The organism is Nitrobacter vulgaris, from assembly GCF_002028545.1.
Lineage (GTDB): Bacteria > Pseudomonadota > Alphaproteobacteria > Rhizobiales > Xanthobacteraceae > Nitrobacter > Nitrobacter vulgaris.
This window is the reverse complement of the sequence record NZ_MWPQ01000042.1, coordinates 23625-36407: the sequence shown is the minus strand read 5'-3', so window position 1 is coordinate 36407 and position 12783 is coordinate 23625. Positions and strand designations below refer to the sequence as shown.

11 protein-coding genes are annotated in these 12783 nt (G+C 61.6%); 6 read left to right on the top strand and 5 right to left on the bottom strand.

Going from position 1 to position 12783, the window contains the following annotated elements; translation table 11 throughout:
- The 5 genes from panB to der all read left to right on the top strand — a co-directional run bounded on the left by panB (position 1) and on the right by der (position 5836).
- Complete coding sequence (gene panB, locus B2M20_RS11090; protein ID WP_079447108.1) at positions 1-825, top strand: 3-methyl-2-oxobutanoate hydroxymethyltransferase; 825 nt, start codon at positions 1-3, stop codon at positions 823-825.
- Positions 826-999: 174 nt separating this feature from the next.
- The gene (locus B2M20_RS11085) at positions 1000-2814 is read left to right on the top strand and encodes a di-heme-cytochrome C peroxidase (protein WP_079447187.1); all 1815 of its coding nucleotides are present in this window, start codon (positions 1000-1002) and stop codon (positions 2812-2814) included.
- A 363-nt stretch (positions 2815-3177) separates the two neighbouring features.
- The gene (locus B2M20_RS11080) at positions 3178-3831 is read left to right on the top strand and encodes a tetratricopeptide repeat protein (RefSeq protein ID WP_079447107.1); all 654 of its coding nucleotides are present in this window, start codon (positions 3178-3180) and stop codon (positions 3829-3831) included.
- Positions 3832-3869: 38 nt separating this feature from the next.
- Positions 3870-4388: a hypothetical protein gene (locus B2M20_RS11075; RefSeq protein ID WP_079447106.1), complete on the top strand. Its 519-nt coding sequence runs from the start codon at positions 3870-3872 to the stop codon at positions 4386-4388.
- A 65-nt stretch (positions 4389-4453) separates the two neighbouring features.
- Entirely contained in the window at positions 4454-5836 is a 1383-nt protein-coding gene (gene der, locus B2M20_RS11070) for a ribosome biogenesis GTPase Der (RefSeq protein WP_079447105.1), read from the top strand.
- A gap of 451 nt (positions 5837-6287) precedes the next feature.
- Here der and B2M20_RS11065 read toward each other — a convergent pair whose 3' ends face one another.
- The gene (locus tag B2M20_RS11065) at positions 6288-7031 is read right to left on the bottom strand and encodes an SDR family NAD(P)-dependent oxidoreductase (RefSeq protein ID WP_079447104.1); all 744 of its coding nucleotides are present in this window, start codon (positions 7029-7031) and stop codon (positions 6288-6290) included.
- 51 nt (positions 7032-7082) lie between these two features.
- Between B2M20_RS11065 and B2M20_RS11060 the strand changes: the two genes are divergently transcribed.
- Entirely contained in the window at positions 7083-7613 is a 531-nt protein-coding gene (locus tag B2M20_RS11060; protein ID WP_079447103.1) for a GNAT family N-acetyltransferase, read from the top strand.
- Between the two features lie 27 nt (positions 7614-7640).
- On the opposite strand, the gene purF is transcribed toward B2M20_RS11060, so the two are convergent.
- From purF to alr, 4 genes are all read right to left on the bottom strand, one after another.
- Positions 7641-9155: an amidophosphoribosyltransferase gene (gene purF, locus B2M20_RS11055; RefSeq protein ID WP_079447102.1), complete on the bottom strand. Its 1515-nt coding sequence runs from the start codon at positions 9153-9155 to the stop codon at positions 7641-7643.
- 58 nt (positions 9156-9213) lie between these two features.
- On the bottom strand, positions 9214-9843 hold the full coding sequence (locus B2M20_RS11050; RefSeq protein WP_079447101.1) for a CvpA family protein: 630 nt from the start codon (positions 9841-9843) through the stop codon (positions 9214-9216).
- Between the two features lie 167 nt (positions 9844-10010).
- Complete coding sequence (gene radA, locus B2M20_RS11045) at positions 10011-11462, bottom strand: DNA repair protein RadA (protein ID WP_079447100.1); 1452 nt, start codon at positions 11460-11462, stop codon at positions 10011-10013.
- Between the two features lie 18 nt (positions 11463-11480).
- Positions 11481-12668, bottom strand: coding sequence for an alanine racemase (alr, locus tag B2M20_RS11040; RefSeq protein ID WP_079447099.1), 1188 nt, complete (start codon positions 12666-12668; stop codon positions 11481-11483).
- Positions 12669-12783: the final 115 nt, after the last annotated feature.

Here is a 12783-nt window from a genome sequence, read left to right as displayed (position 1 = left end):
ATGTCGATTCAGTCGACCATCAGTCGCAGGACAGCACCCGACATTCGCGCTCGCAAGAACAGCGATCCAATCGTGATGCTGACCTCGTATCATGCTCATACAGCAGCACTGGTCGACCGCTATTGCGATGTCATCCTGGTCGGCGACAGTCTGGGTAACGTGATGCACGGTTTCGAGACCACCGTGCCGGTCACGCTCGACATGATGATCCTGCAGGGCCGCGCGGTGATGCGCGGGTCACAACATGCATTGGTCGTGGTGGACATGCCGTTCGGCTCGTATGAGGCCTCGAAGGAGCAGGCGTTTCATTCCGCCGCGCGCCTTCTCAAGGAGACGCTTTGCGGCGCGGTGAAGCTCGAAGGCGGCGTGAAGATGGCGGAGACCATTGCATTTCTTTCCGAGCGCGGAATTCCCGTCATGGGGCATGTCGGCCTGACACCGCAATCGATCAACACGCTCGGCTCATTTCGTGCGCAGGGACGCGAGGAAGGAACTTGGCAGCCGATCGAGGACGATGCGCGTGCCGTGGCGGAGGCGGGCGCGTTCTCGATGGTGATCGAAGCGGTTGCGGAGCCGTTGGCGCGCAAGATCACGGAAACGGTGGCGATCCCGACGATCGGCATCGGTGCCAGTCCCGCCTGCGACGGCCAGGTGCTGGTGTTGGAGGACATGCTCGGCTTGTCGCCGCGAGCGCCGAAATTTGTCCGGCGCTATGGCGAACTCGGCCCCATGATCGAGGCCGCGATCGAAGGCTATGCACGCGACGTGCGTAGCCGCGCCTTTCCCGGTCCCGAACACGTTTATGCGATGAAGCCGAAGAGCTAGATCGCCATGGCCGGTTCGAACTCCCCATCAAGTTTATGATCGCTTGACTAGAATTTTCTTGTTGTATCAACCATTGCGAGAACACGCTATCCGTGCGAAGTAACGTCCACCGCTCGCTTGCGGTGTGTCAACAACAACATGGCAGCCCTAAATGGCTGTGCGCTCGGAGCACAGATGCGAACTCTTATTCTGGCCCTCGTCCTCCTGAATTTTCCTCTCGCCACCTCATCCTTTGCCGACGAGTCTGGTCCGGTATTCGTTGACCAAGGCTCAGCTTGGGATATGCCTAGCCGCACCGATTTCTACACGCGCGATCAAGGTTCGCGCCTCATTCCATTGGCGTGGCTCAAGGCACTCAAGCAAGCTGACGGGGCTCCCTTTCTTTCCGGCGGGCTGACACGATACGGATATTTGCCGGCGCTCGATGCTTCGCAGGAGCTTCCTGTCGGTTTTTATGCATCAGGCCCGACGGGCGCGAAGGTTGTCGGGATGACGTGCTCCGCCTGTCACACCCGCCAGATCAAGGTCGCAGAACGGCAGTATCGTATCGATGGCGGGCCGGCGCTCGTCGATTTCCAAACGTTCTTAAGCGATCTCGATAAGGCGATGGCGCGGGCAACGTCCGACGATGCCGCGTTCAATGCATTTGCAGCGTCTGTCCTTCAGACGGCCAAGCCCGATAGCAATAAAGTCGCCGCGCTGCGGAGCGACGTCGATGCATGGTACGTGCGATACCACACCATCATTGATCGATCTCTTCCGAACCCCGCCTGGGGATTGGGGCGCCTCGATGCAGTCGGCATGATCTTCAATCGCGTGACGGGGTTGGGCATCGGCCCGGAGCCGACATTTTTGATCCCCGAAAACATTCACAGAGCCGATGCGCCGGTACGCTATCCTTTTCTCTGGAACGCGCCAAAACAGGACAAGACGCAGTGGCCCGGATTCGCCGATAACGGGAGTGATATCCTCGGGCTGGCTCGGAATGTTGGTGAAGTGATGGGCGTGTTCGGCAACTTCCAGCCGACGCACGATGGCCTGTTTATCGACTTCCTGAACAATAATTCGGTGAATTTTGACGGGCTGCAAAAGCTTGAGGATCTGGCAAAGAAAATCGGGCCGCCGAAATGGCCATGGTCCGTCGACACCGCGCTGGCGGCCAAGGGCAAAACGATCTTTGAACGGTCGGCTGCTGATGGCGGCTGCCAGGAATGCCATGGCCAAAAAGCCGGCACGGAGCGTTTCCCATTTCAGCAGACCTGGGCGACGCCAATTCAGAACGTCGGGACGGACACGCGTGAATACGATATCCTGGGATGGACGGCCAAATCGGGAGTCCTGAAAGGTGCTTACATTCCGTTCGCGACCAAGCCTCTGAAAGAAACCGACCTCGCATTCAACATCCTTTCGACCTCGGTGATAGGCACGATCGGAGAGCACGTCCTGAGCTTTTCGAAAGGCACCTCACCACGAGCCCTTGGTGTTTCTGCCAAGCCCGAGGTCGCGCAGGGCGCGTCCGAGCCTGTCGATGCCACTCGACTCCCAACCGTCTTGCAGGACTTGCCGGGTGCATTCAGGTTTCCCGACGCCGCTGCAACTCCTGAAACCCGTCTTCGACTCGACATGGATGCTGGAAGCTCAAGCTCGAAAACGGACGCTGCAGCCCCAACGCCCCCGAAGGGCGCCTATGAATCGCGGGTTCTCTACGGCATATGGGCGGCCGCTCCGTACCTGCACAATGGCTCGGTCGCGAGTCTTGCCGAGTTGCTCAAGCCTGCAAGCCAACGGCAGCAGCGTTTTGCGATCGGTCCCGACTATGACGTGAATAACATTGGCATTGCTTTAAATCAGGCCCAGGCCGGCAATGTTCGCGAAACAACCGGTTGCGACGATCTGAACTCAGGCAACAGCCGTTGCGGTCACGAATTTGGGACGAGCCTGCCGGATGCTGACAAGAAAGCTCTTCTCGAATATCTGAAAACGCTTTGACGGCTGGCCTGCTTCGCCAAGCGTATTTCGTAACACCGTTCCGGCCTTACGCGACGTCAACCTGTTGTTCATCGAACAGCGTGGATGAAGACAAGTGAAGCTGGGACGGTGTTGTCAGCATGAAAAGTACCGCTTGGCATCGCGTTCTTCGTGACACAGGAACTCCGGCAGTCGAGCCTCACCGTAGCGTCATGTCCTCGGGCTTGACCCGAGGATGGAATCCGGTTCGCGTGAAGAAAACGCTTTAGCCGATCGGACTCGCTTTTGCCTTGTCGGTGCCATATCGCTACGATATCGCGGTCGCTATTGGTGGGGGCGCGCGCGGCGCGGCGCTGTGGTTTGGGGAAGCGGGGATAGCAGTAAGTGACTGAGATATTTAGTGAAATTGATGATGAGCTGCGTCGCGAACAGGTCCAGAGAATTTGGAGCCGCTATTCGGCGCTAATCATTGCCGCTATCATTCTCGTGATTGCCGCTGTCGGCGGTTGGCGTGGATACCAATATCTCCAGACCCAGAAGGCCGCCGAGGCCAGTTCGACCTTTGAAGCGGCGGCTGCGCTGGCCGATCAAAACAAGCATGCCGAAGCGGAAGCGGCTTTCACCAAACTGGCGGAGACCGCACCGCCCGGATATCGTAATCTGTCGCGGCTTCGCGCCGCTGCTGAAGCCGCCAAGCATGACGTCAATGCAGCGGTGAAACTTTATGATGCGATTGCCGCCGACAGCGGGTTCAGCAGCGCCGAGCGTGATCTTGCGCGGGTGCGCGCCGCCGGATTGCTGGTGGACACCGAAACCTACAACAAGATGCTGCAGCGGCTCGAGCCGACGACTGCGCCCGAGGCGACCTTTCGCCATACCGCGCGCGAGCTTTTGGCGTTATCCGCCTGGCGCAACGACGACACCACGGCTGCACGGAAGTGGCTCGACATGATCAGCGAGGACGGCCAGACGCCGTCCAGCCTGCGCAACCGCGCCGAAGCCCTGCAAGCTTTGCTGCCGCCGGTTGCGAAGAGCTGAGCAGGTTTGTCGAACTCAAGCTTGAACGAGAACCGTCGATGCGCCGCTCGCAACGCCTATTGACTTTCGCTGTTCTGATTTCGCTGTGCGGCGTGCTGGCTGGTTGCGGTAGTGGCGGCCTGAACAATTGGGATCCGTCCGATTTGCTCGGCTTCCTCGATACGAAGAAGAAGATGCAGGGTAACCGCCAGCCGGTTTTCCCGGGTGGCGTTCCGGGCATCGAGCAAGGCGTGCCGAAGGATCTTTACAAGAGCGACGGCGAGCTTCAGCAAGCTCAGCCTGCCACGGCACCGGCGCCGGAATCGGGGCGGGCGCGACAACAGGGCGCAGCAAACGGCTCGTCCGGTGGCGCCGAGGCCGCCGCCGCTGATGCCGGCACTGCCGCCGCCGCGCCCAGCAAGCCCAAGCGTCTCGTTCATCGGCGGGCCACGTCCCTGCCAAAAGAAGAGTCCCCGTCGGCGCAGCAGGCTGCACCGCCGCCGCCTGCCGCACAACAGACCGAGCCGGCAGCGTCGCCATTCCCGGCACCGATGCCCAGCGGCAGCTTCTCGCGCTGACAGCGGTATCGGCGCTGCTGAAACACTGGTATTGAGACGCCGCCCGGAACGGGCGCGGAGCTTCGATGCCCTTCACCATTGCCATCATAGGCCGACCCAATGTCGGCAAGTCGACCCTGTTCAACCGTCTGGTCGGGCAGAAGCTGGCGCTGGTTGATGACGAGCCAGGCGTCACACGTGATCGCCGCGAAGGACAGGCTCGGCTCGGCGACCTCGATTTCACGGTGATCGACACCGCTGGTCTCGATGAAGGTCCGCGCGGCTCGCTGACGGCGCGAATGCAGGAGCAGACCGAAGCTGCGATTGCAGCCGCCGATGTCCTGATGTTCGTATTCGATGCGCGTGCGGGCCTCACGCCGACCGATCGTTCGTTCGCCGATTTCGCGCGCCGCGCCAACAAGCCGGTTGTGCTCGTCGCCAACAAGAGCGAGGGCAGGCACGGGGACGCCGGGGCTCTGGAATCCTATGCGCTGGGCCTTGGCGATCCGATCGGGGTGTCCGCCGAGCACGGCGAGGGCATGAGCGATCTGTATGACGCATTGCGTGCCGTGATGCCGGAGCCAGCCGAAGAAGCCGAGGAATTCGACGATGACGACATCATCGAATCCGACGATATCTCGCAGCGGCCGATCCGCGTGGCGATTGTCGGGCGCCCCAATGCCGGCAAATCGACACTGATCAATTATCTGCTTGGGGAAGAGCGGCTGCTGACCAGTTCCGAAGCCGGCACCACGCGGGATTCCATTTCGGTCGAGCTCGACTGGAAGGGACGGGATTTCCGGATCTTCGACACCGCCGGGCTACGGCGCAGGTCGCGGATCGAGGAGAAGCTCGAGAAACTGTCCGTGGCGGATACGTTGCGCGCCGTCAGGTTCGCCGAAGTCGTCGTGCTGATGATGGATGTGCAGAACAAATTCGAGGAGCAGGACCTCCGCATCGCCGACCTGATCGAACGTGAAGGCCGCGCTCTGGTGATCGCCGTCAACAAATGGGATCTGATGGATCGGGGATCCGGCCGGATCGCGTCGCTGCGCACCGATGCAGATCACTGGCTGCCGCAGGTCAAGGGCGCGCCGATTGTCGCGGTCTCCGGCCTGACGGGCGACGGGATCGACGGCCTGATGACGGCGATCCAAAGCGCCTACGCCGTCTGGAATCGTCGTGTGCCGACCGCGGCGCTCAATCGCTGGTTCGAGCAGGCGGTCGATGCCAACCCGCCGCCAGCTGTTTCGGGTCGGCGATTGAAACTCAACTATGTAACCCAGGCCAAGGCGCGGCCGCCGAGTTTCATTGTGTTCTGTTCGCGGGCGGACGCGGTTCCGGAATCCTATCTGCGCTATCTCGTCAACAGCCTGCGCGGCTTTTTCGATCTCCCCGGCACGCCGATCCGCGTCACGCTTCGCGAAAAAGCTAATCCGTTCGCGCATAAGCGCAAGCGCAAGTCATAGCGCGCACCGCTAATCGATTTGTCGATCAGAATTGCCAGAAGCAGGACGCCGTCACCGGCTGCAAGGAGGCTGTGCGCGCTGCAGAAGATGCGCTCTGTAATTCTCCAACAAGTCGGCGGCCAATCCGGCCGGAGTTCGGCAGTCGCCGTCGGCCTTTTCGTCGGACGGTGAGTTCTTGAGGGTAAAAGCGCGTATCACGCGCTCGACAACGGCTTGCATCGACAGCTCCTGACCCGCCCGACACCATCCATCGCGTACTTCCAGTCATTTGTGAGGCGGCCGTCCCCAAACGGTTCAATACGCCGGCGGTGGCGGAACGCGACCGATGGCGGCCAATCGCCGGCGCGCCTACAGCGTTTTCGAGCGAAGTGGAAACCGGTTCGCGTGAAGAAACGCGTTAAATCAAAATCATGGAGCTCCGCTTCTGATTCCCATCCGAAGCGGAACGGCTCTAGGCCGGCGGCGAGCCGAAGCTCATAACCTCGCCACTGGCGTAGTCGTATAGTTTTCCGGTCTCGCTCCAGGAGGGAAGGCACATCGGTATAATGAGATCCGCAACCTGTTCCGGCGTGTCCAGCGTCATGGGATCCTCGCCGGGGAACACTGTGGCGCGCATCCGGGTCCGGACCGGTCCCGGATCGAATAGGTTGACGCGGAGCGGAGTCGAGGCGGTCTCGTTTGCCCAGCATCGCGCCAGCGTGTCCAGCGCCGCCTTCGAGGCTGCGTAGGGGCCGCGATAAGCGTTGGCCTCGCCAGCAGCGCTGGCGGTAACGAATACCGCGCGTCCGGCATCCGATTGCTGCAGCAACGGTTCCATGCAGCGGATCAATTGAAAATTCGCGGTGACGTTGATCGCCATCACGTCCTGCCATGGCTTCATCTCGATGTGGCCAAGCGGGGAGGATGGACCGGCGATGCCTGCGTTGCCGATGAGGATATCGAGTTTGCCGTGACGCTCGTTCAGGGCCGCGCCGAGCCGTGCGATTCCATCGAAGTCGGTGAGATTGAGCGGCACCAGCGTCGCGTTGCCGCCGTCCTTGCGGATGTCGTCGTCGAGTTCTTCGAGCCCGCCTTGCGTGCGCGCAACTGCGATGACATGCGCGCCGGCTTTGGCAAGCGCGCGTGCGGTGGCGTAGCCGATGCCGCGCGAGGCGCCGCTGACAAGCGCTATGCGGGAGGCGAGCGGTTGTGTCATGACTGGGGTGCTTCGTGCTAGGGGGGGACGAGGACGGAGGTTCTGTGCCTTATGCCCGAATTATCTGGCGAGGCCAAAGGCGAATGGAGGCCGATGGTGCCCAGTGACCTGCCGCAGGTGCTGGCAGTTGCAAAAGAGGTTCATCCAGCGTTTCCAGAGGATGCGGAAGTGTTCGCCGAGCGGCTCTGCCTTTACACGGCTGGCTGCCTGGTCTTCCACGCCGGCAGGACTATCGCCGGCTATGTCATCAGCCATCCGTGGCGGGCCAAGGATCCGCCAGCGTTGAATTCATACCTCGGCGAGTTGCCCAGGCGACCTGAAACTTACTATATTCACGACCTTGCATTGCTGTCCGGGTTGCGTGGGACCGGCGCGGCGTCATTGGCGGTGTCGCAGGTGCTCGTGCGAGCGGGTAAGGAAAGACTCGCCACCGTTTCGCTGGTGGCAGTCAATGACTCCGCGGGATTTTGGGTGCGACATGGCTTCCGCGCGATCCCGCTCGACGAGATCGGTGACGTCACACTGATGCGGAAGCTGCATGGTTACAGCAAAGCGGCGTCGTTCATGGTCCGGCAGTTTTGACTGCGGACGCTTGTGGGGCGTGTCCGGTCAGCTCGCTTCCGCGAGCAGCGACAACTGATGGGGTTGCGGTTCGACGTCAGTATGGTCGGTAAGGTTGGTCGGATAGGCGCCAGTAAAGCAGTGATCGGAATATTTCGGGTTCGCCGGATCGCGTCCGGGTTCGCCCATGGCGCGGTACATGCCGTCGATGGAGAGGAAGGCAAGCGAATCCGCGCCGATCATGTCACGCATCTGCTCGAGGCTGTGGGTCGCGGCCAATAGTCCGCTCCGGTCGGGCAGGTCGATGCCGTAGTAATCGGGATGGATGATCGGCGGCGAGGCCAGGCGGAAATGCACCTCCGTGGCCCCGGCGTCGCGCATCATGCGAACGATCTTTCTTGAAGTCGTGCCGCGCACCAGCGAGTCGTCGATCAGGATGATGCGTTTGCCGGCAATCGCGGCGCGGTTGGCGGAATGCTTCATCCGGACGCCAAGTTCGCGGACGCTTTGGGCCGGCTGGATGAACGTGCGGCCGACATAATGGTTTCTGATGATCCCGAGTTCGTACGGCACCCCGGAAAACTGGCTGTAGCCAAGGGCGGCAGGCACGCCGGAATCGGGCACCGGTACCACGACATCGACCTCGGCGTGACTCTCACGGGCCAGTTGTGCGCCGAACGCCTTGCGAACTTCGTAGACCGAACGGCCTTCGACGATTGAGTCTGGCCGTGAAAAATAGATGTATTCGAAGATGCACGGCCTTGGCGGCATCGGCGGGAAGGGCTTGTGGATTTCGGTCTGGATGGTGCCATCGACACGATGGAACACGATGACTTCGCCGGGTTCGATGTCACGGACATACTTTGCGCCGATGATATCGAGCGCACAGGTTTCCGAGGTAAGGATCGGACAACCGTCGAGTTCGCCGAGCACGAGCGGGCGGATGCCCCGCGGATCACGCGTTCCGACCAGCTTCTTGTTAGTCAGCGACACCAGCGCATAGGCGCCCTCGAGAGCCCGAAGCGCTTCGATATAGCGCTCGATGAAGCGGCCGCGCCTTGACTGTGCGACCAGATGAAGGATGGCCTCGGTGTCGGTGGTCGATTGCATCAACGCGCCGCGGCCTACCAATTCGCGACGTAGCGTCAGTCCGTTGGTGAGGTTACCGTTGTGCGCAACGGCGAAGCCGCCTGCGTTGAGTTCGGCGAACAGCGGTTGCACATTCCGCAGGATGGTGCCCCCGGTGGTGGAGTAGCGGGTGTGGCCGACAGCGGCGCTGCCAGGGAGACGTTCGATTACCTCGCGGCGGGAGAAGGCGTCACCGACAAGTCCGAGCCGGCGTTCAGAGTGAAAGCGATGGCCATCGAAGGTCACGATGCCGGCCGCTTCCTGGCCGCGATGCTGGAGTGCGTGAAGGCCAAGCGCAGTGATCGCTGCGGCTTCCGGATGACCGAAGATGCCGAACACGCCGCATTCCTCACGGAGCATGTCGCCGTCAAGATCGAAATCAGGTTCGGAATCATGCGAGGACGCGTCGCTGGAAAGGCTCTGCTGACAGTCCATTGCGCCTCACTATTCGGTCGGACCTGAATAAGTCGTGAACGTCAAGTCCGCGTTCTAACTACTGTTCCGCCGGTTTGCCGTCGATCAGCTTTTGCAGGCCGTCTCGGGCAGGTTTGGAATAGCCCTCGGAACCCGGTGACGCAGGTTCCGCATCCGGCTGCTCCTCTTCGGGCTTATTCTTCTTGAGCTTGTTTAAAATGGTGTTCTCGGGATCGTCCGGCAAGAGCGACTGTAGCCAGACGCCAGTGGAATTGAGCACCGTGAGCGATTTTGCCGCCGTGACCCAATCGGGCCGCTGCTTGTCCGGAACCAGCCAGGTGAAAAACAGGAAGGCAACGACGACGATCAACAGACCCCGCGCCAGTCCGAACAGGAAACCAAGGGTGCGGTCGAGTGCGCCGATCCTGGAATCGAGGACCATGTCGGAAATGCGTGTCGTGATGAGGGAAATCACGATCAAGGTGCCGATGAAAACGCCACCGATGACGGCGGCAGCCGCGATCGTATCGTTGTTAATATAATTCTTGGCGAACGGCAGGAGCTTCTGGAACGAGTAAAGGGTGGCCAGCGCGGCTATGCCCCACGAGGCAATCGACAGGATTTCGCGCATAAAGCCGCGGATCATCGCCAGCAGCCCCGAAATCAGCATTACGGCTAGCAGAACGAGGTCGAGGATGGTTATCGGCATCGGCTGGTCAGGTCCGCTCGTAAAATCTCAAACCACGAATCGTTGCTTATTGCTGGTCTCGCAGACGATCATACAGCGCGTCTAGCAGGGACATTTTCGCACAAAACTATCATTGGCCTTGCGGCCGCCGAATGTATAGCGGCGGGCGGTCGCAAGGTCACGCCGCTTTAGCCGTCCTGACGACGGAATCGGGCAGGTGTGGCATTTTTCTCCGGCTCGGTGGCCTTGCTAGAGCGGCTTTGTCCGCGCGCTGCGATATCCGCCACCAGCGTCGTCAATCCGGCGACGGTATTGAGCGACAGGCCAGCATCGCCGCCGACGTCTCCACGGGCCGATTCCGGCAGCACGGCACGTCCGAATCCGAGCTTGGCGGCTTCTTTCAGCCGTGCCGAGGTTTGGGCCACCGGTCTGACCGCGCCAGATAGCGAAATCTCGCCGAAATAGACCGCGTCGGTCGGGAGTTGGGCGTTTGTCAGTGAAGACACGAGCGCCGCAGCCGCGGCAAGATCGGCGGCTGGCTCGTTGATTCGCAGACCACCCGCCACATTGAAATAAACGTCGTGACCCGAGAGCTTGACCCCGCAGTGAGCTTCGAGAACCGCCAGCACCATGGACAGCCGGCTCGAATCCCAACCGACGACGGCGCGCCGCGGTGTGCCGAGCGAGGTGGGCGCCACTAATGCCTGTAGTTCCACCAGCACCGGCCTGGTGCCCTCGATGCCCGCGAAGACCGCCGTGCCCGGACTACCGAGATCACGTTCCGACAGGAACAGTTCGGACGGATTGGAGACTTCGCGCAAGCCGAGTCCTGTCATCTCGAAGACGCCGATCTCGTCGGTGGGGCCGAACCGGTTCTTCACCGCTCGCAGAATACGGAATTGTTGAGAGCCTTCACCTTCGAACGACAGCACGGCGTCGACCATGTGCTCGACCACGCGGGGGCCAGCGATCTGGCCGTCCTTGGTGACGTGGCCCACCAGAATCAGCGCCGCCCCGGACTTTTTTGCGAAACGAATGAGGGCCTGCGCCGAAGCGCGCACCTGGGTTACGGTTCCCGGCGCGGATTCCACCGTGTCGGTCCACATGGTCTGGATCGAGTCGATCACCACAAGGCGCGGTACCGACCCTTCGGACAGAGTGGCGACGATATCCTCAACAGAGGTTTCCGCTGCCAGTTGCACCGGTGCGTCGGCAAGCCCAAGGCGTTCGGCGCGCAATCGCACTTGCGCGACCGCTTCCTCACCGGAGATATAGACGGCGCGATGGCCGGCGCGCGCCAGCAGGCTCGTCGCTTGCGTGAGCAAAGTCGATTTGCCGATCCCCGGGTCGCCGCCGACCAGCAGAACCGAGCCGCGGACAAAGCCGCCGCCGGTGACGCGATCGAGCTCAGTCATGCCGGAGGAGAGGCGCGGCGCATCCTGCGTCTTACCCGTTAGCGTTTCCAGTGTGAACAATCGGCCCTTGCGCTTGGAGCGGATGCTGACCGGCATCGTCGTCGCGCCGCTTACGTCCTCCTCGGCCAGCGTATTCCACTCGCCGCAAGCGTCGCACTTGCCCTGCCAGCGGTTATAGGCCGCGCCGCAGTTCTGGCAGACGAAGGAGAGGGCGGATTTGGGCATTCTGTGATCGACGCTAGCTCACGACTCGGCTGGACCGCCCTTGTAGATTCGGTTGTAGCGGCCGCCCAGGCTGGTCAGCACCTCGTAACCGATGGTGCCGAAATGGTGAGCGAGTTCGTCCACGGTGATGCCTTCACCGATGAGCGTCGCCAGATGGCCGCGCCGGACTCCCGCGTGAGATGGCAGGTCGGTGATGTCGACCGCCAACAGGTCCATGGAAATCCGGCCTGCCACCGGGCATCGCGTTCCGGCGACAATGACGTCGGCTCCGCGCGTACCGTCATTGCTGCCGCCGGCACGGAAATATCCGTCGGCGTATCCCGCCGAGACAACGGCAAGCCGGGTCGGCCGCCGCGCGGTCCACGTCGCGCCGTAGCCGACGCTTTCGCCTTTGTCGATCGAGCGGGTTTGCAAGATCCGCGCCTTCAACTCGACCACCGGCTGCATCGGATTGGTGGCTTCCGGCGTGGGGTTGACGCCGTAGAGCGCGGCGCCCGGACGCACCAGGTCAAATTGATATTGCGGCCCGAGAAAAATACCAGACGAGTTCGCCAGCGAAGACGGAACGCCGGAAAACAGCCTGGCGGTCTCCCGAAACGCCGCGACCTGACTGGCATTGAGAGGATGATGGAGGCTGTCCGCGCACGCCAGATGACTCATCACCAGCGTGATACCATGATCGCCGGCGTCGATCCTTGGAAGGATGCCTTGCGCTTCATCGATGGTGAGACCGAGGCGGTTCATGCCGGTGTCGATGTGGATGGCCGCGCCGCCCGCCCAGCCGGTACGGCGGCAAAACACGTCCCATTCCGCAAGTTCGTTGAGATCGCCGATCACGGGCCGGCAATTGATTGCCGCGAAAGCGTCACCGCAATTCTGAAAAAAGCCGTCCAGCACATAGATGTCGGCCGCGGCCGCGGCACCGCGCACCACGCGCGCCTCATCGAGCGTGGCAACGAAAAACGTTTTGCATCCGGCGGCGCTCAGCGCGCGCACCACGGGTCGGGCTCCACAGCCGTAAGCGTCGGCCTTGACCACCCCCGCACATTCGGCGGGCACCGCGGTCTTTTCGAGCTTGCGCCAGTTGGCGACTATAGCGTCCAGATCGACGGTGAGGGTGCCGATCGCCGCAGCCGTCGCAATAGCCGCGCCGGCATCGGTGGGCACGCTGCTGGAGGTCATTTTGGAATCGGGAATGAGATTCATGCCGCATGGTACGCTCGGCTGTGCGGCGGTTCAACAGCGCGAGTCGTATGCTTGGAAAGGCTGTAAATCGAGCCTGCTCATATTGTAGCGCGCCGCATCGTGAGGCGACTGTCGG

Coding starts and splice junctions, on each gene's coding strand:
- panB (WP_079447108.1), top strand. CDS start 1: ATGTCGATTCAGTCGACCATCAGTCGCAGGACAGCACCCGACATTCGC.
- B2M20_RS11085 (WP_079447187.1), top strand. CDS start 1,000: ATGCGAACTCTTATTCTGGCCCTCGTCCTCCTGAATTTTCCTCTCGCC.
- B2M20_RS11075 (WP_079447106.1), top strand. CDS start 3,870: ATGCGCCGCTCGCAACGCCTATTGACTTTCGCTGTTCTGATTTCGCTG.
- der (WP_079447105.1), top strand. CDS start 4,454: ATGCCCTTCACCATTGCCATCATAGGCCGACCCAATGTCGGCAAGTCG.
- B2M20_RS11065 (WP_079447104.1), bottom strand. CDS start 7,031: ATGACACAACCGCTCGCCTCCCGCATAGCGCTTGTCAGCGGCGCCTCG.
- B2M20_RS11060 (WP_079447103.1), top strand. CDS start 7,083: ATGCCCGAATTATCTGGCGAGGCCAAAGGCGAATGGAGGCCGATGGTG.
- purF (WP_079447102.1), bottom strand. CDS start 9,155: ATGGACTGTCAGCAGAGCCTTTCCAGCGACGCGTCCTCGCATGATTCC.
- B2M20_RS11050 (WP_079447101.1), bottom strand. CDS start 9,843: ATGCCGATAACCATCCTCGACCTCGTTCTGCTAGCCGTAATGCTGATT.
- radA (WP_079447100.1), bottom strand. CDS start 11,462: ATGCCCAAATCCGCCCTCTCCTTCGTCTGCCAGAACTGCGGCGCGGCC.
- alr (WP_079447099.1), bottom strand. CDS start 12,668: ATGAATCTCATTCCCGATTCCAAAATGACCTCCAGCAGCGTGCCCACC.